Source organism: Streptomyces sp. NPDC043726 (assembly GCF_056436565.1).
Genome location: NZ_JBWKCI010000001.1, coordinates 840,389 through 858,032, shown reverse-complemented (window position 1 = coordinate 858,032; position 17,644 = coordinate 840,389). Strand labels below are relative to the sequence as shown.

Below are 17,644 nucleotides of genomic sequence, written 5' to 3'. Positions count from 1 at the left end.
ACTACTTCCACGTAAGTCGATGGATATCCGTTCTTATCAGGTGATCAAAAACATAGCCGCCGTGATCCGATACCGCCCGTCGTGGACCGGTGGGCGGCGACGGTGATCGAAACGTGACCGGATACGCTGACTTGAGTGAAGGCAGCGACCTATCGACAAACCGCGTAATCGCCAGTAGACACCAGCAGACAGGAGACCCCTCGTGACCGTCGTCGGGCCGTTCGGGCTGAGCGTGCGGGACCAGGCTCTGGAAGCCGATGTCCAGGCCGGATTGGCGGCTGTCGAGGAGGGATTGCTCGAGGCCACCAAGAGCGAGGTCCCCTTCATCACCGAGGCAGCCCAGCATCTCGTGCGCGCCGGCGGGAAGCGGTTCAGGCCGTTGCTCGTGATGCTCGCCGCGCAGTTCGGGGACCCGTACGCGCCGGGGATCGTGCCGTCGGCCGTGGTGGTGGAGCTGACCCACCTGGCGACGCTGTACCACGACGACGTGATGGACGAGGCCGAGGTCCGGCGCGGGGTGGACAGCGCGAACACCCGCTGGGGCAACTCGGTCGCGGTCCTCACGGGCGACTTCCTGTTCGCCCGTGCCTCGCACACCCTCGCCGACCTCGGTCCGGAGGCGGTCCGGGTGCAGGCCGAGGCGTTCGAACGGCTTGTGACCGGGCAGATCCTGGAGACCGCGGGGCCGCAGGACGGCCGGGACCCGGTCGAGCACTACCTGGACGTCCTGGCCGGGAAGACGGGCTCGCTGGTGGCGGTGTCGTGCCGGTTCGGCGCGATGATGTCGGGGGCCGACGAGACGGTCGTGGACGTGCTCACCCAGTACGGCGAGCGGCTGGGGGTCGCCTTCCAGCTCGCGGACGACGTGCTGGACATCGCCTCCGACTCGCACGAGTCCGGCAAGACCCCGGGCACGGATCTGCGCGAGGGCATTCCGACGCTGCCCGTGCTGCGGCTGCGCGAGCGGGCGGAGCGGCTGGGGCTGGCGGAGGACGTCGCCCTGTGCGAGCTGCTGGACTCCGACCTGAGCGACGACACGCGGCTCGCGCAGGCCCTGGCCGGGCTGCGCGGGCATCCGGCCCTGGAGCAGGCTCGGCGGGACACCGTGCGGTACGCGCAGGACGCGCGGGCTTCGCTGGCTCCGCTGCCGGAGTGCGATGCCAAGGCCGCGCTGATGGAGCTGTGCGACGCGGTGGTGCATCGGGCGGGCTAGGGGTGCCCCCTCGCTGCCTCAGCGCCGTCCGCGCGTGCGTCGTGGCTGGTCGCGCGGTTCCCCGCGCCCCTAGGCAGGTATTCGTGACCTGCCTCACATCACTGGCCTGAGTCCATGCTCGGATCTCCCCGTATTCATGCCCAGAAGCCGACGCAGGGGGCGTGGGCTGACATACGGGGAGAAAACTCATGCGTACGAGCCTGATCGTCGCCGCTGTCGCCGTGGCCGCCGCTCTGGTGCCCACCTCCGCCACAGCCCACGACGGCGGGACCGCCCACGACGGCGGGACCGCTGACCATGGCGGCGTCATCCTCGCCGCCAGCCTGCGCGGCGCCAACGAGGTGTCCGGCGGGGACACGGACGGCGCCGCCCTCCAGTTCCTCCAGGTCAAGGGCGACAAGGTGTCCGTCGCCGTCAAGTGGCGCGGAGTCGACCGGCCCACCAAGCTCCACATCCACCAGGGAGTCAAGGGCACCGACGGCGGGGTCAAGGTCGACCTCACCGGGCTGCTCCCGAAGAGCAAGGGCAAGACCCTCACCGGCAGCGTCCAGGTGAAGGACCCGGCCCTGCTCAACTCCCTGAGGTCCGACCCCGGTTCGTTCTACGCCAACCTGCACACCGCCGAGTTCCCGGCCGGCGCCGTCCGCGGGCAGCTCCACAAGGTCACCACCGCCTTCGACTTCCGCGACGCGCTCGACAACTTCCAGGCCTCCGTCATCAAGGGCCGGCAGATCTACGAGTGCAAGCCGGCCGAGGGCGGCGGCCACGCCTTCGCCCAGCGGGACGTCGGCGCGGTGCTGGCCGGGCCGATCGCGCACTCCTTCGTCGCGCCCAACTCCGGTACCCCGCAGTGGATCGCGCCCGACCGCAGCGCGGTCACCGGATCGGTCATCAGCAGGACCCCGAACGGGCCGGGGAACATCCCCGAGCTGGACCTGAAGGCCACTCAGTCCGGCAAGCACCGGGGCCTGCTCGCCCAAACGGCCGAGATCCTGCGGCTCAACACCGTCGGCGGCGTCGCCCCGGCCGGCTCCTGCGCCCCGGGGGCGATCGTCGGCGTGCCCTACCAGGCGGACTACGTGTTCATCCAGGGCTGATCGAGAGCACCCCGGGCGGCGTCCTCCCCCGCGACCCCTACGGGTCGGGGGAGACGCCGCCCTCTCATGTCATACCGCAGGTGTACACGGAGTTGAGCCCGCGGTCTGACGCTTGGGCGCGACCGATTTGGTCAGATGGTGACAACGGAAAACACCACTCCTCACCGATTCGGGTGAGAATGGCGGCTACGGGCTGGACGCACGGGAGTTGGCAGGCCGCCGCCGACGACGGAGGTAAGGCACACATGGCACCGTACGAATCCGACGACAGCACGACCGCGGACGAGACCGACGACCTGCGCTCCGGGCGACGCAAGGCCGCGCGGTACGTGGTGCCGGTCGCGGTGGTGGGCGTGGCGGCGGCGACCATCGGTCTCGTCCCCGCCATCGCCGACTCCGGCGACCCCGATCTGCCGGAGATCAGCGCACAGCAACTCATCGAGAAGATCGCCGAGTCCGACGTACAGCGGCTGTCCGGGACCGTGAAGATCAGCACCGATCTGGGGCTGCCCGACCTCGGTGGTCTGGAGAGCTCGCTGGCCTCCGGGGCCATGGAGTCCGGGGACGGCTCGTCCGCCGACCCGTCGGCCAAGCTCACCGAGCTGGTGTCCGGCACGCACACCCTGCGCGTCGCCGTCGACGGCCCCGACCGGCAGAAGCTCTCCCTGCTGGAGAACGCCGCCGAGTACAGCCTGATCCACAACGGCAAGGACGTCTGGGGCTACGACAGCGCCTCCAACGAGGTCTTCCACGGCACCGCCGAGGAGGGCACCCACGAGGAGGGCACCCACGAGACCCCCGCCACGCCCAAGGACCTCACCGAGGAGGCCCTGAAGGCGGTCGACGACACCACCTCCGTCACCGTCGACGGCACCGCGCAGGTCGCGGGCCGGGACGCCTACCGGCTGCTGATCAAGCCCAAGCAGGACGACACCACGGTCGGCGCCATCACCGTGGCCGTGGACGCGAAGACGGGCATGCCGCTGAAGTTCACGCTCACCCCGTCGAGCGGCGGCGCCGCCGTGGTGGACGCGGGCTTCACCCAGGTCAGCTTCGCCAAGCCGGACGCCTCCACCTTCGACTTCACCCCGCCGAAGGGTGCCAAGGTCACCGAGGAGGACGAGGTCCAGGCCCCGGAAGAGCACTCCAAGGCCCCGGACGGGCACTCCACGGCCCCTGAGGTCGCCCCCGAGGGCGAGCCCGAGGTCATCGGCGAGGGCTGGAACTCCATCGCCGTCCTGGACGGCGGCGGCGAGGGCATCCCCTCCGGCTCCGAGGTCGGCGGTGACCTCGGCGGCTTCCTGGACTCCCTCGGCGACAAGGTGAAGGGCGAGTTCGGCGAGGGCACCGTCTTCAAGACCCGCCTGGTCAACGCCTTGATCACGGAGGACGGCAAGGTCTACGTCGGAGCGGTCACCAAGGATGCCCTGGTGAAGGCGGCGAACGCCGGGTAAGAAGGCACCCATGACCGAAACGTCCGCCGCGGAAGCGGAACCGGCAGGGGAACCCGCAGCCGAACCGGAGCGGCACCCCGCGGGTGACAGCGTGATCGTCACCCGCGCGCTGACCAAGCGCTACCGCGGCGGACAACTCGCCGTGGACGGCCTCGATCTGACCGTCCCGGCGGGGAGCGTCTTCGGCTTCCTCGGCCCCAACGGCTCCGGCAAGACCACCACCATCCGGATGCTCATGGGGCTCATCGAACCCACCTCGGGCACCGCCCGGGTGCTCGGCCGCCCCATGCCCCGGGCGACCCGCGCGGTCCTCCCGCACGTCGGCGCCCTCATCGAGGGCCCGGCGCTCTACGGATTCCTCTCCGGCCGCGACAACCTCCTGCGCTACGACGCCGCGGACCCGACCGCCGACCCGCGCACCCGGCGCGACCGCGTCGCGGCGGCGCTAGACCGGGTGGGCCTGACGGCCGCCGCGGGCAAGAAGGCCAAGGCGTACTCGCTCGGCATGAAGCAGCGGCTCGGGCTCGCGGCGGCGCTGCTCCAGCCGCGCCGGCTGCTGGTGCTGGACGAGCCGACCAACGGCCTCGACCCGCAGGGCATGCGCGAGATCCGGGCGCTGATACGGGAGTTGGCCTCCGACGGCACGACCGTCTTCCTCTCCTCCCACCTCCTCGACGAGATCGAGCAGGTGTGCACCCACGCGGCGGTGATGGCGCAGGGCCGGCTGATCACCCAGGGCGCGGTGGCGGAGCTGGCGGCGGGGGCGCGCGGTCGCCTCCTCGTGACGACCCCGGACGCGGCGGACGCGGCCCGGGTGCTGAAGGAGCAGGGGCTGTCCGACGTCGTGATCGACGACGACCGGGTGACGGCGGAACCCCCGAACGGGGAACTCTCGGACATCAACGAGGCGTTGGTGACAGCAGGAGTTCGGGTGCGGGGCTTCACGATCGAACGGGCCTCGCTGGAGGACGCGTTCGTGGCGCTGACGGGGGAGGGCTTCGATGTCGCGGGCTGAACTCACGCGCCCGGCGAACCCGCTGTGGTCCTTCGGGCTCCTCCGCGACGAGCTGCGTATGACGCTCCGACGCTGGCGCACGCTCGCCCTGCTGGGCGTCCTGGCCGCCGTACCGGTCCTCGTCGGTGTCGCGGTGAAGATCGAGACCGGTGACGGCGGATCCATGGACGGCGGGGGAGGGGAGGGCCCCGCCTTCATCTCGCAGATCACCAACAACGGTCTGTTCCTGGTCTTCACCGCCCTCGCCGCGACGCTCCCCTTCTTCCTGCCGATGGCCGTCGGTGTCGTCGCGGGCGACGCCATCGCCGGCGAGGCGAACGCGGGCACCCTGCGCTACCTCCTGGTCGCCCCGGCGGGCCGCACCCGGCTGCTGCTCACCAAGTACGCGACCACGATGGCCTTCTGCCTGCTGGCCACGCTCGTGGTCGCGGCCTCGGCGCTCACGGTCGGCGCGCTGCTCTTCCCGCTGGGGGACCTGACGACGATCTCCGGCACCCGGATCGGCTTCACCGAAGGGCTCGGCCGGGCCCTGCTGATCGCGCTGGTCGTCGCCGCGTCCCTGACCGGGCTCGCGGCGCTGGGCCTGTTCGTCTCGACCCTGACCAACAGCGGCATCGCGGCGATGGCGACGACGGTGGGCCTGCTGATCACCGTCCAGATCCTCGACCAGATTCCCCAGCTCGACGCGTTCCAGCCGTACTTCTTCTCCCACTACTGGCTGTCCTTCGCCGACCTGATGCGGGACCCGGTCTACTGGGACGACCTGGTGAAGAACCTCGGCCTGCAGGCCCTGTACGCCGGGGTGTTCGGTACGGCGGCGTGGGCGAGGTTCGCGGCGAAGGACATCACGGCGTAGGCGACTGGTCCTGGAACGGGAACCGCGCGAGCGGTGCCTCCCCCTCGAAGCTCTGGAAGAACGACTTCGCGCGGGTCAGCGCCTCGGTGTCGTTGCGTACGTCACCGGGCTTGCTGCCGTTGCCGAGCAGCACCCCGCCGAAGCGCATCCCCATGTACGCGGCCGAGTTGTTGAGCGCGCCGATCAGCGGGTCGGCGACCACGGGCTCGTGGTCGGAGAGCACGGTGACGCCCCACAGCGTGCGCCCCGCCATGGTCGCCTTGAAGTCCAGGCCGGGGGTGCGCAGCCAGCCGGACCAGTAGTCGAGGTAGCGCTTGGCCGGCGCGGACAGGGTGTACCAGTACAGCGGCGAGGCGATCACGATGTCCGTCGCGGCGACGGTGGCGTCGAGCAGCCGTGCGACCGGGCCCTCGGTCGGGCGGACGTGGTCGGTGTCGTGGCGCAGATCCTCGAAGTCCGGCAGCGGATGCTCGGCGAGATCGATCCACTCCTGCTCGACGTCCTCCGGCAACTGCTCGGCGGCGCGGCGGGCGAGGAACTCGGTGTTGCCGTCGGTGCGGCTGCTGCCGAGGACGAACAGGAAACGGCGGGTCATGGATCCCCCAGGATGCGAATGGTCGGCGTGCGCGAACAAACTGCATCTGCAGTATATGCGTACGCAAGTAATTGTCGAGGGGGTTGAATTGTCGAGCGGGTTCTATCGGCGCACGGCTCCCATGAGGTGAGCCAGGGCTTCCGTTTCCCGGGGCGGCTTCCCGTCCGTCTCCCCGAGCCGCCAGGCCTGCACCCAGGGCACGCGGTACACGTCGACGAGTGATTCGATCGCCTTCACCCCTTGGGCCAACTGCCGCGGCAGCCGCCCGGGCGCGTCCGCGACGAGCACCACTCCGTCGAGATCGAGGCCGGGGGGCACCTGTCCGTAGCGAAACGCCTCCACCGCCCGCCGTACGGCGTCCAGCCCGCCGGCGTGCGTACGGCCGACCAGGAGGACGGACCGCGGAGCGGCGGGCCCGGGCCAGTCGCGTCCGCAGTCGTGGCCGCCGTAGACGCGGGCGAGGGTGGTGGCACCGGCGCCGCCGTGGGTCGCGACCCAGGAGTAGCGGCGCGGTGTGGCGGACGGCCGCGCGTCCTCGCCCGGCGGTACGGCCACCGGTCCGCGTATCCAGATCTCCGGTCCCTGCTGCACGTCAGTCCGCATGCCCGTGTTCCTCCCTCGTCACGCCAATGATCTTCGGTGGGCGGGGGCGGTGCCGGGAGCGGGCGGGAGTCCTGGAACGAGGCTGTGACGCGGCGGTGACGTGTGCGCCGGGCACCTGCGGAGAGACTCGGTGGTAGGTGTAGCCAGCGAGTGAGGAACCGATGTCTCGACTCAGCCGCGCGAAGAAGCGGGAACAGCAGCAGGCTGGGCCTTCGGCTTCCCCGATCGACGTGCACGTCCCGTCCGCCGACCCGCGTACCGCCTCGGTCGGTGGCGTCCCGGTCAGGGCGGCCGACGGCGAGGAGATCCAGCAGACCGTCCTGAACCACCTGCACGGCATCGCCCTGACCACCGGCGCCCCGGTCCGGGCGACGATCCAGGACGACCGCATCGGCTACGCCGTACCCCTGCAGGTGAACCCGGACGGCTCCAGCGAACTGGCGGGGAACCCGGTCCCGACGGCTCCGCGCGGCGAGGACGCCGTACGCCTCGCGCCGGAAGAGCCACCGCGGCCGAAGCGGGACAGGCCGACCCACCTGTTGCGGGCCGTGCCCGACCCCGCCCCGACGTTCCCCCTCCGAGCCGTCCCCGACCCCACCCGACTCCCGGACACACCCCTGCCCGCCCCCGCACGGGCCGCCGTACCCGAGTCGCCCCGCTTCCCGGAAGCGCCCGTATCCGATCCGGCCCGGTCCCCGGCCGCACCTGTACCCGATCCCGTACGGGACGCCGTACCTGAGTCGCCCCAGTTCCCGGAAGCGCCCGTACCTGATCCGGCCCGGTTCCCGGACGCACCCGTACCCGATCCGGCCCGGTCCTCGGACGCACCCCTGCCCGATCCCGTACGGGACGCCGCCCCCGACCCGGCCCGGTTCCCGGAAGCGCCCGTACCCGATCCGGCCCGGTCCTCGGACGCACCCCTGCCCGATCCCGTACGGGACGCCGCCCCCGACCCAGCCCGGTTCCCGGACGCACCCCTCCCCGACGACCCCGCCCACGACCCCGCCCACACCCCCGGCACAGTCGCTCCGCCGATGGGGGAGTTCGGGCCGCCGCCCGTGATGGACGCGCCGGTGCCGGGGCCGTTCGACGCGCGGACTCGGCCCCTGGTCGCCCGTAAGCCCCCCGCGCACGTGGACCCCGTCCCGGAGGACCCGGCCCTCGACGCCGGGCCCAAGCCGCCCACCCCGCCCCGGGGCTTCGACGCCGTGGCCGAAGCCGTGCTCGGCGACGGGCCGCCCACCGGCACCACTCTCCTCGCGGAACCCGTGGCCCGGATCAACGAGGCCGTCCGGGACGGGCGCACGCCCGACGCGGCGGAGCTGGCGGCGCGGACCGTGGCGCAGGCCTCCCAGAGCCTGGGCCCCGAACACCCCGAGGTGCTGCGACTGCGGGAACTGGCCGCGTACATCGCCTACCTGGCCGGCGAGCCCGCGCAGGCCTGCGCCCTCTCGCTCGACCTGGCCCGGATACACCACCGTGCCCAGGACGCCGAGGCCGCGTACGGCAACGTCCTGAGCGCGGCGACCGCCTGGCGCGGCGTACGCGATCCGGAGCCGGGCCTGCGCCTGGGCCAGGACCTGGTCACCCTGTGGGCGACGCTCGTCGCCGAGGGCGGCCCGGCCGCGGAGGACACCGAGCGGCTGGAGTCGGCCCGCGCCCGCATGGATCGGCTCACCGACCGCGCCCGGAACGCACAGCCCTAGCGAGGCCCTGTCGTGCTCACTGCACGCAGAACTCGTTTCCCTCCGGATCCGCCATCACGACCCACGCCCCCGACGGCTCCGCGACCTCCCGCAGCACCCGCGCGCCGAGTCCCCGCAACCGCTCCACCTCCGCCTCCCGCCGCCCCTCGCCCGCGTGCACGTCGAGATGGAGCCGGTTCTTGACGGTCTTCTCCTCCGGCACCCGCTGGAACAGCAGCCGCCGCCCGAGCCCGGTGCCGCTGTCCTTGTCGTACGGGTCCTCGGGATGCCGTACGGCGACCAGGTCCCGGAAGGCGAGCCGCGCGTGGAACTCCACGGTGGCCTCGCGCGGCAGCGCGCCGAGTTCCAGCAGCCGCTGGATGAGCGCGTCGTTGTCCTCGACCTCGTAGTGCAGCGCGGCGGCCCAGAAGTCCGCCTGCGACTGAGGGCTCGCGCAGTCGATGACGAGCTTCCAGTGCAGCGGCGCGGGAGCTGATGCGGATTCAGGTGTCTGCGTCATGGGGTCACTTATAGCGGCCCATTAGGTCGGGAACCGTCCTAAGACACCTCGGCGGCCTGTTGCCGGTCGTACGCCTCCCGCGCCCGCGCGATCTCCTGCTGGTGCTCCTCGGTCCACGTCACCAGCGACTGGATGGTGGCGTGCAGGGTCCCGCCCAGCGGCGTCAGTTCGTACTCCACCCGTGGCGGTACGACCGGATGCACGGTCCGCTTCACCAGGCCGTCCCGCTCCAGCTGCCGCAGGGTCACGGTCAGCATGCGCTGGCTGACCCCGTCGATCTCCCGCCGCAGCTCGGTGAAGCGGAGCCGCCGGTTCTCCAGCAGCGCGATGACGAGCAACGACCACTTGTCGGCCACCCGGTCCAGGATCTGCCGTACCTGGCAGTCTTCCCGGGTGTCCCACTGGAAGGGGTCGGCGTCGCCGTAGTCCACGGTGCTCGCGCAGTTACTCGGTGACTTTGAAGTGCCTTCTTCCATGTCTGCCGACGCTGCCGCAGGCTGGGGTCGGTTACAAGAGGGAACCGACCCTCATTCGCGTAACCGCCCCTGAACATTCGCGCAACCAACCCCTACACATGGAGTGTGGTCATGGGCACCCGCGCCTGGGCGCTGCTGTTGGTCCTCTGCGGAACGATCTTCCTGGAGGGCATCGACGTCGCCATGATGGCCGTCGCGATCCCCTCGATCCGCGCCGATCTGGGCCTGTCCACCGGCTCCGCGGCCTGGGTCATGAGCGCTTACGTCCTCGGCTACGCCGGTTTCACCCTGCTCGGCGGCCGGGCCGCCGACCTGCTGGGCCGGCGCCGGATGTTCCTGCTCTGGCTCACCGTCTTCCTGGGCTTCTCCGGACTCGGCGGTTTCGCCACCGAGGGCTGGATGCTGATCCTCGCCCGCTTCGTCACCGGCGTCGCCGCCGCCTTCATGACCCCGGCCGCGCTGTCCCTGATCACCACGTCCTACGAGGAGGGGCCGCGGCGCAACAAGGCCCTGCTGATCTTCGCCGGTACGGCAGCCGGCGGATTCTCCTTCGGCCTGGTGGCCGGCGGACTGCTCACCGAGATCGGCTGGCGGTGGGTCTTCTTCGCACCGGTGCTGCTGACCGCGGCGCTGCTGGTGGCGGCCGTCCGGCTCGTCCCCCGGCAGGACGGCCCGCGCGAGCGCGGACGCGGCTTCGACCTGCCCGGCGCGATCACCGCCGCCGGCGCGATGCTGCTGGCCGCCTACACGGTCGTACGCCTGGAACACGGTCTGGACGACTGGCCGCTCACGGCCGCCGCGGGCCTCGCGGCGGTGCTGCTGGCCGCCGCCTTCGCGGCCGTCGAGCGCCGGACCGCCGATCCGCTGGTCCGGCTCGGCATCCTCCGTGTCGGGTCCGTCGTCCGCGCCGACCTCGGGGCGCTGCTGTTCGTCGGCGCCTTCTTCGGCTTCCAGTTCGTGGTGACCCTCTATCTCCAGGAACTGCGCGGCTGGTCCTCACTGCAGACGGCGCTGGCCCTGGTGATCATGGGCTGCGACATGGTCCTGGCCCCGACCCTCACCCCGAAGCTCGTGGAGCGGTACGGCAACGCCCGCGTGATCGTCGGCGGCTTCGCGCTCGCCGTCGTCGCCTACGCGCTCTTCCTGCCGGTCGGCATGGACTGGCCGTACCTGGTCATGCTGCCGATGCTGTTCATCTCGGGCACGGCCTTCGCGCTGGCCTACGGGCCGCTGACGATCGCGGCGACGGACGGGGTCGCCGAGGAGGAGCAGGGCCTGGCCAGCGGGCTGCTGACCACCGCGACCCAGTTCGGCTCGGCGATCGGGATCTCGGCGGTCACGGCCGTCTACGGCCTCGCGTCCACCGGATCCGGCCCCGAGGACACCCTGTCCGCGTTCCGTACGGCGCTGGTGGTGCCGGTCGCGATGGTGGTGCTGGGGCTGATCGTCTCGGCCCTCAGCGCCCGGGCGTTCCGGCGCGCGGAGCGCCAGGCGTCGGCCGTCAGCAGCGTCAGCGCCAGCCAGACCAGCGCGAACCCGGCCCAGCGCTCGGCGGGCATGGCCTCGCCGAAGTAGAGGACGCCGAGCAGGAACTGGAAGACGGGCGCCAGGTACTGCAGCAGCCCGAGCGTGGACAGCGGCACGCGGATGGCCGCCGCGCCGAAGCAGACCAGCGGCAGCGCGGTGACGAGGCCGGTGGTGGCCAGGAGCGCCGCGTGCCCCGGGCCCTCGGTGGTGAAGGTGGAGTCGCCCTGGGCCGTCAGCCACAGCAGGAAGGCCACGGCGGGCAGGAACTGGATCGCGGTCTCCGCGGCCAGCGACTCCAGGCCGCCGAGGCCCACCTTCTTCTTCACCAGGCCGTATGTGGCGAAGGAGAAGGCGAGGATCAGCGAGATCCACGGCGGGCGGCCGTAGCCGATGGTGAGGACGAGCACCGCGGAGAAGCCGATCCCGACCGCCGCCCACTGCACGGGCCGCAGCCGCTCCTTGAGCAGCAGTACGCCCATCGCGATGGTGACCAGGGGATTGATGAAGTACCCGAGCGAGGCCTCGACGACCCGGTCGTTGTTCACGGCCCAGATGTAGACGCCCCAGTTGACGGCGATGACGGCCGAGGCGACCGCGATGAGTGCGAGCCGGCGCGGCTGGCGCACCAGTTCGCCGATCCACCGCCAGCGCCGTACGACCAGAAGGGCCACGGCGACCGCGGCGAGGGACCACACCATCCGGTGGGCCAGCACCTCGAAGGGGCTCGCGGGCTTCAGCAGCGGGAAGAACAGGGGGAACAACCCCCACATCCCGTAAGCCGCGAAGCCGTTCAGCAGTCCTATGTGCCGCTCGCCCCTCGGCTTCTTGCTCACGGGCCCTCCTCCTGGTCGTCCTCGCCTGGAAGAAGGTAGCGCCGAACACCCTGGGCTGTCATGTCCGTATCGCCATACGGTCATGACAGCCCGGAGGTGTGTCTCAGCCCTTGAGCCCGGCGGCGATGGCCTCGGCGAACGGCGTGGCCGGCCGCCCGGCCAGCCGGGACAGATCGCCGGAGGAGACGACCAGCTCGCCCTTGGCTATGGAGGCGTCGACGCCGACGAGGATGTCGACGAACGGCGCGGGCATACCGGTGCCGCCGAGGATCCCCTTCATGGCCTCACTGTCGACCGCGTGGTAGCCGATCTCCCTGCCGGTCTGCCGGCTGAGCTCGGCCGCGTACTCGGCGAAGCTCCACGCCTCGTCGCCCCCCAGCTCGTACGTCCGGTTCTCGTGGCCCTCACCGGTCAGAACGGCGACGGCGGCGGCCGCGTAGTCCGCGCGCGAGGCCGAGGAGACCCGCCCCTCACCGGCGGCGGCCACGACCGCGCCGTGCTCCAGCACCGGGGCGAGGTTCTCGGTGTAGTTCTCGTGGTACCAGCCGTTGCGCAGCAGCGTGTACGGCAGGCCCGAGGCGACCAGCGCCTCCTCGGTGCCGCGGTGGTCGTCGGCCAGGGCGGCGGTGAGGCTGCCGGGCGCGCTGGTGTAGGCGAGCAGGGCGACACCGGCGGCCTTCGCGGCCTCGATGACGACGCGGTGCTGGGCGACCCTGCCCTTGTCGAACTCGTTGCCGGAGACCAGCAGCACCTTGTCGCCGGCGGCGAACAGCCCGTCGAAGGTCTCGGGGGCGTTGTAGTCGGCGACCGCGATCCGCACGCCGCGCTCGGCGAGGTCGGCGGCCTTCTCGGGGGTGCGGACGACGGCGGTGATCTGCTCGGCCGGCACCTTCTCCAGCAGCTGCCGCACGACATGGCGGCCCAGGTGTCCGGTGGCTCCGGTGACGACGATGCTCATTCTTGTGACTCCTCGTGGGGTGATGGTGGAATCGACCCTAGGAGCAGCGCTAACTATTGGAAAGTACCCACTTTGAAGTAAGGTACTGGCATGGCAGTAAGTGTGACCGGTCGGGAATGGCAGCCGGACGGCGAGACGATGTGCCCGTACCGCCTGGTCCTGGAGCACGTGACGAGCCGCTGGGGCGTGCTTGTCCTGATCAGGCTGTTGGACCGCCCCTACCGCTTCAGCGAACTCCGCCGAGCGATCAGCGACGTCCGCCCGGTGAGCGAGAAGATGCTCACCCAGACGCTCCAGACCCTGGAGCGCGACGGCATGGTCCTCAGGGACGCCAAGCCGGTGATCCCACCCCGCGTCGACTACTCCCTCACCGACCTCGGCCGCGAGGCGGCCGAGCAGGTCCGCGGCCTCGCGGAGTGGACGGCCGAGCGAATGAGCCGGGTGGAGCGGGCGCGGGAGGCGTACGACGCCCGGAAGAGGGCTGCTGAGCTGGGGTGAAGTCGGCGCTTGGCGGTCGCCTGACGTATGGCGGAGTGCGTGCCGGAACGTGTGGCGGAGCGCTTGCCGGAACGTATGGCGGAGGCGCTTGCCGGGCACATGCATGTCAGGGCCATGGCCGACATGAGCGGTACGTGCTTCCATGTGCCCCTTTTCCGCCTCCTGTGCCGACTTGAACTGCCGGGCATGCTGGGGGCGGGCGTTGTCGTGCCCACCTCGCGCGTCGGTCCTCGTGCCACCCATGAGATCGCCGGCCGACGCCCGGACGCCTGACTCGGGGGTTCGCTTTGGCCGCACAGAATCCGGACGCTAGAGGGAACGATTCAGCAGTGGGGGCCAGGCCCGGCTGGACACGCTCCCGCTTTCGGCGCGTGTCCCGCCGCCGGCGCCAGGAGGAGTTGGCGGAGGGCCTGCTCCGTCAACTCACCCTCCTCGCCCAGGAGATCCGGCATGCGAACCAGATCCAACTGCACCGGATCATGGCGGCGCAGATGGAGCGTGCGATAGCGGACCCGGCGCTCGCGGAGGCCGTGAGCACGCTGTCGGGCCTCTCGGAGCACGAACGCCGACAGATGATCTTCGTGAATGCCCAGTACAGCGCCAACGTGCTGCACCATCAGGTGGGCGCCATGGAGTGGGATGAACTGATCGGCGCCTTACGGGTTTTGTGCCGTAATCCCGTCTTCGACGCCTACTGGGAGATGACCCGGGAGCACCGGCGGAGCCTGCCCCGTGAATCGCTGGAGGCGGGCGTCGGCAGGGCCGTGGACGTGATCGTGGAGGGGCTTCGCGACGATCCTGAGGAGTGGTGGGTGGTGGGAGCACCTGAGTCGTTCACTCCAGAGGCCTAACTTCGTTTGAATTTATGCGACTTGAGGCAATACCGTTTGCCGGTGCATAGCGATCTTCCTGACCTCAGCATCGTCCGCCGTCTCGGTGACTCGCCGCGCGAGCGAGGGAGTACGACCTTCGAGACGTGCCCGGACCTCTTCGAACTGAGCGACGGAAGCTTCGCCGTCATCGGTACGGATCGGACCGAGGAACTGGACGCCCTCCTCCCCGACGACGCCGCCCGGGCCGACTACGAGCGCATTGTCGTCATCACCCGTGACACTCTCCTGAGAGCCAAGCGGGACATCCCGGACGCATGACACGGAAGGCCCGGACGCAGTGCGGAGTCCGGGCCCTCTTTGACCGTGTCGCCGTCAGTTGACCGTGTCGCCGTCAGTTGACTGTGTCGACGTCAGCCGACGACCGTCCAGGTGTCGCCGCCCGCCAGCAGTGCTGCCAGGTCGCCCTTGCCGTGCTGTTCGATCGCGGTGTCCAGTTGGTCGGACATCTGGGTGTCGTAGACCGGGCGTTCGACGCTGCGGAAGACGCCGATCGGGGTGTGGTGGAGCGTGTCGGGGTCGGCCAGGCGGGAGAGGGCGAAGGCCGTGGTGGGGGAGGCCGCGTGGGCGTCGTGGACGAGGATCTCGGCCTCGTTCTCCGGGGTCACCGCGACGACGGTCAGGTCTCCCGTCGCCCGGTCGCGGACCACGCCCCGCGTCCCGTCCGCGCCGAAGCGGATCGGCTGCCCGTGCTCCAGCCGGATCACCGCCTCCTCCGCCTGCTGCTTGTCCTTCAACACCTCGAAGGCGCCGTCGTTGAAGATGTTGCAGTTCTGGTAGATCTCCACGAGCGCGGTTCCGGGGTGGGCGGCCGCCTGGCGCAGCACCTCCGTCAGGTGCTTGCGGTCGGAGTCCACCGTCCGCGCCACGAAGGACGCCTCCGCGCCGATCGCCAGCGACACCGGGTTGAAGGGCGCGTCCAGCGAACCCATCGGCGTCGACTTGGTGACCTTCCCGACCTCGCTCGTCGGGCTGTACTGCCCCTTCGTCAGGCCGTAGATCCGGTTGTTGAACAGCAGGATCTTGAGGTTCACATTGCGGCGCAGGGCGTGGATGAGGTGGTTGCCGCCGATCGACAGCGCGTCGCCGTCGCCGGTCACCACCCAGACGGACAGGTCGCGCCTGCTGGAGGCCAGGCCCGTGGCGATCGCGGGGGCGCGGCCGTGGATGGAGTGCATTCCGTACGTGTTCATGTAGTACGGGAACCGCGAGGAACAGCCGATGCCAGAGACGAACACGATGTTCTCCCGCGCCAGCCCCAGCTCGGGCATGAAGCCCTGCACCGCGGCCAGGATCGCGTAGTCACCGCACCCGGGGCACCAGCGCACCTCCTGATCGGACTTGAAGTCCTTCATGGACTGCCTGGCCTCGGCCTTGGGAACGAGCGAGAGCGCCTCGATCGTGCCCGCGCCTTCCCTGGACGTCTCAGCCATCGATGGCCTCCTTGAGAGCCGTGGCGAGCTGTTCGGCCTTGAACGGCATGCCGTTGACCTGGTTGTACGAGTGGGCGTCCACCAGGTACTTCGCCCGGATCAGCGTGGCGAGCTGACCGAGGTTCATCTCGGGGACGACGACACGGTCGTACCGCTTGAGGACGTCACCGAGGTTCTTCGGGAAGGGGTTGAGGTGCCGCAGATGCGCCTGCGCGATCTGGTGCCCGGCGGTGCGGAGCCGGCGTACGGCCGCGGTGATCGGCCCGTAGGTCGAGCCCCAGCCCAGGACCAGCGTCGTGGCACCGTCCGGATCGTCGACCTCCAGCTCCGGCACGTCGATACCGTCGATCTTCGCCTGCCGGGTGCGGACCATGAAGTCGTGGTTGGCGGGGGCGTAGGAGATGTTGCCGGTGCCGTCCTCCTTCTCGATCCCGCCGATGCGGTGCTCGAGACCGGGGGTGCCGGGCACGGCCCACGGCCGCGCGAGGGTCTGCGGATCGCGCTTGTACGGCCAGAAGACCTCGGAGCCGTCCTCCAGCGTGTGGTTCGGGCCCTGCGCGAACTGCACCCGCAGATCCGGGAGTTCGTCCAGGTCCGGAATCCGCCAGGGCTCGCTGCCGTTGGCCAGGTAGCCGTCGGAGAGCAGGAACACCGGAGTGCGGTACGTCAGCGCGATCCGCGCCGCCTCCAGCGCCGCGTCGAAGCAGTCGGCCGGTGTCTTCGGCGCGATGACCGGCACCGGCGCCTCGCCGTTCCTGCCGAACATCGCCTGCAGCAGGTCCGCCTGCTCGGTCTTGGTCGGCAGACCGGTCGAGGGCCCGCCGCGCTGGATGTCCACCACCAGCAGCGGCAGCTCCAGCGAGACGGCGAGACCGATGGTCTCCGACTTCAGCGCCACACCCGGACCCGAGGTCGTCGTCACCGCGAGCGAACCGCCGAACGCAGCCCCGAGTGCCGCCCCGATCCCGGCGATCTCGTCCTCCGCCTGGAAGGTCCGCACACCGAAGTTCTTGTGCTTGCTCAGCTCGTGCAGGATGTCGGAGGCCGGCGTGATGGGGTAGGAGCCCAGGAACAGCGGCAGATCCGCCTGCCTGCCCGCCGCCACCAGGCCGTACGACAGGGCCAGGTTCCCGGAGATGTTCCGGTAGGTGCCGACGGGGAAGGCCTTGGCGGCCGGTGCGACCTCGTAGGAGACCGCGAAGTCCTCCGTCGTCTCACCGAAGTTCCAGCCCGCTCGGAAGGCCGCGATGTTCGCCGCCGCGATCTGCGGCTTCTTCGCGAACTTCGATGTCAGGAACTTCTCCGTGCCCTCCGTCGGCCGGTGGTACATCCACGACAAGAGGCCGAGCGCGAACATGTTCTTGCTGCGCTCGGCCTCTTTGCGGGACAGATCGAACTCTTTGAGGGCTTCCACTGTCAGTGTCGTCAGCGGGACCGGATGCAGGTGGTAGCCGTCCAGTGAGCCGTCCTCCAGCGGCGAGGAGTCGTAGCCCACTTTCTGCATGGCCCGTTTGGTGAACTCGTCCGTGTTGACGATGATCTCCGCGCCGCGCGGCAGGTCCTGCACGTTCGCCTTCAGCGCCGCCGGGTTCATCGCGACCAGCACGTTCGGCGCGTCGCCCGGCGTCAGGATGTCGTGGTCGGCGAAGTGCAGCTGGAAGGAGGAGACACCGGGGAGGGTCCCGGCGGGGGCGCGGATCTCGGCAGGGAAGTTCGGCAGCGTCGACAGGTCGTTGCCGAAGGACGCCGTTTCCGAGGTGAATCGGTCACCCGTGAGCTGCATACCGTCACCCGAGTCCCCCGCGAACCGGATGATCACCCGGTCCAGCCGGCGCACGTCTTTCGCCGTCGCCGGTTTGCGCTGCTCTCCCACTAGTGCTTCGTCGGCCTGCTCCGCTGGGCTACTGACCTGGCTGGTCACTGAACTGGACCTCCTTCGAGGCGACTGTCGGGGAGCGGCCTTCCCGCAGGCCCTCCCACAGGATCAACCC

General features: G+C 70.4%; 17 protein-coding genes and 1 pseudogene. 10 read left to right on the top strand and 8 right to left on the bottom strand.

Annotated elements, in window-relative coordinates:
* Positions 1 to 202: 202 nt before the first annotated feature.
* From AC068Z_RS03985 to AC068Z_RS03965, 5 genes are all read left to right on the top strand, one after another.
* Entirely contained in the window at positions 203 to 1,213 is a 1,011-nt protein-coding gene (locus AC068Z_RS03985; RefSeq protein ID WP_478551982.1) for a polyprenyl synthetase family protein, read from the top strand.
* A gap of 188 nt (positions 1,214 to 1,401) precedes the next feature.
* Positions 1,402 to 2,310, top strand: coding sequence for a CHRD domain-containing protein (locus AC068Z_RS03980; RefSeq protein WP_478551980.1), 909 nt, complete (start codon positions 1,402 to 1,404; stop codon positions 2,308 to 2,310).
* 245 nt (positions 2,311 to 2,555) lie between these two features.
* The gene (locus AC068Z_RS03975) at positions 2,556 to 3,764 is read left to right on the top strand and encodes a LolA family protein (RefSeq protein ID WP_478551978.1); all 1,209 of its coding nucleotides are present in this window, start codon (positions 2,556 to 2,558) and stop codon (positions 3,762 to 3,764) included.
* A gap of 10 nt (positions 3,765 to 3,774) precedes the next feature.
* The gene (locus tag AC068Z_RS03970; protein WP_478551976.1) at positions 3,775 to 4,779 is read left to right on the top strand and encodes an ABC transporter ATP-binding protein; all 1,005 of its coding nucleotides are present in this window, start codon (positions 3,775 to 3,777) and stop codon (positions 4,777 to 4,779) included.
* Positions 4,766 to 5,635 carry an ABC transporter permease gene (locus AC068Z_RS03965; protein ID WP_478551974.1) on the top strand — a complete coding sequence of 290 codons (870 nt, stop codon included), beginning with the start codon at positions 4,766 to 4,768 and terminating at the stop codon, positions 5,633 to 5,635. Before AC068Z_RS03970 ends, AC068Z_RS03965 begins: the two co-directional genes overlap by 14 nt.
* Here the strand turns inward: AC068Z_RS03965 and AC068Z_RS03960 are convergent.
* Positions 5,625 to 6,230: a flavodoxin family protein gene (locus tag AC068Z_RS03960; RefSeq protein WP_478551972.1), complete on the bottom strand. Its 606-nt coding sequence runs from the start codon at positions 6,228 to 6,230 to the stop codon at positions 5,625 to 5,627. The genes AC068Z_RS03965 and AC068Z_RS03960 overlap by 11 nt on opposite strands.
* A 102-nt stretch (positions 6,231 to 6,332) precedes the next feature.
* Entirely contained in the window at positions 6,333 to 6,833 is a 501-nt protein-coding gene (locus AC068Z_RS03955) for a DUF6668 family protein (RefSeq protein WP_478551970.1), read from the bottom strand.
* Positions 6,834 to 6,994: 161 nt separating this feature from the next.
* Between AC068Z_RS03955 and AC068Z_RS03950 the strand changes: the two genes are divergently transcribed.
* On the top strand, positions 6,995 to 8,539 hold the full coding sequence (locus AC068Z_RS03950) for a tetratricopeptide repeat protein (RefSeq protein ID WP_478551968.1): 1,545 nt from the start codon (positions 6,995 to 6,997) through the stop codon (positions 8,537 to 8,539).
* Between the two features lie 16 nt (positions 8,540 to 8,555).
* Here the strand turns inward: AC068Z_RS03950 and AC068Z_RS03945 are convergent, their stop codons facing one another.
* Both AC068Z_RS03945 and AC068Z_RS03940 read right to left on the bottom strand, forming a co-directional pair.
* On the bottom strand, positions 8,556 to 9,038 hold the full coding sequence (locus AC068Z_RS03945; protein WP_478551966.1) for a VOC family protein: 483 nt from the start codon (positions 9,036 to 9,038) through the stop codon (positions 8,556 to 8,558).
* A gap of 38 nt (positions 9,039 to 9,076) precedes the next feature.
* A complete protein-coding gene (locus AC068Z_RS03940) occupies positions 9,077 to 9,514 on the bottom strand; it encodes a winged helix-turn-helix transcriptional regulator (protein WP_478551964.1) in 438 nt (145 codons plus the stop codon).
* A 111-nt stretch (positions 9,515 to 9,625) separates the two neighbouring features.
* Between AC068Z_RS03940 and AC068Z_RS03935 the strand changes: the two are divergent.
* Positions 9,626 to 10,780, top strand: a pseudogene (locus AC068Z_RS03935) (MFS transporter); the annotation flags it as partial.
* A gap of 80 nt (positions 10,781 to 10,860) precedes the next feature.
* On the opposite strand, the gene rarD reads toward AC068Z_RS03935, so the two are convergent.
* On the bottom strand, positions 10,861 to 11,811 hold the full coding sequence (gene rarD / locus AC068Z_RS03930; RefSeq protein ID WP_478552288.1) for an EamA family transporter RarD: 951 nt from the start codon (positions 11,809 to 11,811) through the stop codon (positions 10,861 to 10,863).
* Positions 11,812 to 11,977: 166 nt separating this feature from the next.
* On the bottom strand, positions 11,978 to 12,832 hold the full coding sequence (locus AC068Z_RS03925) for an SDR family oxidoreductase (protein ID WP_478551962.1): 855 nt from the start codon (positions 12,830 to 12,832) through the stop codon (positions 11,978 to 11,980).
* Positions 12,833 to 12,922: 90 nt separating this feature from the next.
* Here AC068Z_RS03925 and AC068Z_RS03920 point away from each other — a divergent pair, with 90 nt between their 5' ends.
* The 3 genes from AC068Z_RS03920 (at position 12,923) to AC068Z_RS03910 (ending at position 14,481) form a co-directional block, all read left to right on the top strand.
* Complete coding sequence (locus AC068Z_RS03920) at positions 12,923 to 13,330, top strand: winged helix-turn-helix transcriptional regulator (protein ID WP_478551960.1); 408 nt, start codon at positions 12,923 to 12,925, stop codon at positions 13,328 to 13,330.
* 371 nt (positions 13,331 to 13,701) lie between these two features.
* The gene (locus tag AC068Z_RS03915; RefSeq protein WP_478551958.1) at positions 13,702 to 14,181 is read left to right on the top strand and encodes a DUF6082 family protein; all 480 of its coding nucleotides are present in this window, start codon (positions 13,702 to 13,704) and stop codon (positions 14,179 to 14,181) included.
* A gap of 42 nt (positions 14,182 to 14,223) precedes the next feature.
* Positions 14,224 to 14,481, top strand: a complete 258-nt coding sequence (locus tag AC068Z_RS03910; RefSeq protein ID WP_478551956.1) for a hypothetical protein — start codon at positions 14,224 to 14,226, stop codon at positions 14,479 to 14,481.
* 92 nt (positions 14,482 to 14,573) lie between these two features.
* Here AC068Z_RS03910 and AC068Z_RS03905 read toward each other — a convergent pair whose 3' ends face one another.
* Both AC068Z_RS03905 and AC068Z_RS03900 read right to left on the bottom strand, forming a co-directional pair.
* Positions 14,574 to 15,653, bottom strand: coding sequence for a 2-oxoacid:ferredoxin oxidoreductase subunit beta (locus AC068Z_RS03905; RefSeq protein ID WP_478551954.1), 1,080 nt, complete (start codon positions 15,651 to 15,653; stop codon positions 14,574 to 14,576).
* Positions 15,646 to 17,574: a 2-oxoacid:acceptor oxidoreductase subunit alpha gene (locus tag AC068Z_RS03900; RefSeq protein WP_478551952.1), complete on the bottom strand. Its 1,929-nt coding sequence runs from the start codon at positions 17,572 to 17,574 to the stop codon at positions 15,646 to 15,648. Before AC068Z_RS03900 ends, AC068Z_RS03905 begins: the two co-directional genes overlap by 8 nt.
* Positions 17,575 to 17,644: the final 70 nt, after the last annotated feature.

Bases quoted from the DNA above. Each gene is read 5' to 3' on its own strand.
- AC068Z_RS03970 (WP_478551976.1), top strand. From the start codon at position 3,775: ATGACCGAAACGTCCGCCGCGGAAGCGGAACCGGCAGGGGAACCCGCA.
- AC068Z_RS03955 (WP_478551970.1), bottom strand. From the start codon at position 6,833: ATGCGGACTGACGTGCAGCAGGGACCGGAGATCTGGATACGCGGACCG.
- AC068Z_RS03940 (WP_478551964.1), bottom strand. From the start codon at position 9,514: ATGGAAGAAGGCACTTCAAAGTCACCGAGTAACTGCGCGAGCACCGTG.
- AC068Z_RS03905 (WP_478551954.1), bottom strand. From the start codon at position 15,653: ATGGCTGAGACGTCCAGGGAAGGCGCGGGCACGATCGAGGCGCTCTCG.
- AC068Z_RS03920 (WP_478551960.1), top strand. From the start codon at position 12,923: ATGGCAGTAAGTGTGACCGGTCGGGAATGGCAGCCGGACGGCGAGACG.
- AC068Z_RS03945 (WP_478551966.1), bottom strand. From the start codon at position 9,038: ATGACGCAGACACCTGAATCCGCATCAGCTCCCGCGCCGCTGCACTGG.
- AC068Z_RS03925 (WP_478551962.1), bottom strand. From the start codon at position 12,832: ATGAGCATCGTCGTCACCGGAGCCACCGGACACCTGGGCCGCCATGTC.
- AC068Z_RS03965 (WP_478551974.1), top strand. From the start codon at position 4,766: ATGTCGCGGGCTGAACTCACGCGCCCGGCGAACCCGCTGTGGTCCTTC.
- rarD (WP_478552288.1), bottom strand. From the start codon at position 11,811: ATGTGGGGGTTGTTCCCCCTGTTCTTCCCGCTGCTGAAGCCCGCGAGC.
- AC068Z_RS03980 (WP_478551980.1), top strand. From the start codon at position 1,402: ATGCGTACGAGCCTGATCGTCGCCGCTGTCGCCGTGGCCGCCGCTCTG.
- AC068Z_RS03975 (WP_478551978.1), top strand. From the start codon at position 2,556: ATGGCACCGTACGAATCCGACGACAGCACGACCGCGGACGAGACCGAC.
- AC068Z_RS03950 (WP_478551968.1), top strand. From the start codon at position 6,995: ATGTCTCGACTCAGCCGCGCGAAGAAGCGGGAACAGCAGCAGGCTGGG.
- AC068Z_RS03960 (WP_478551972.1), bottom strand. From the start codon at position 6,230: ATGACCCGCCGTTTCCTGTTCGTCCTCGGCAGCAGCCGCACCGACGGC.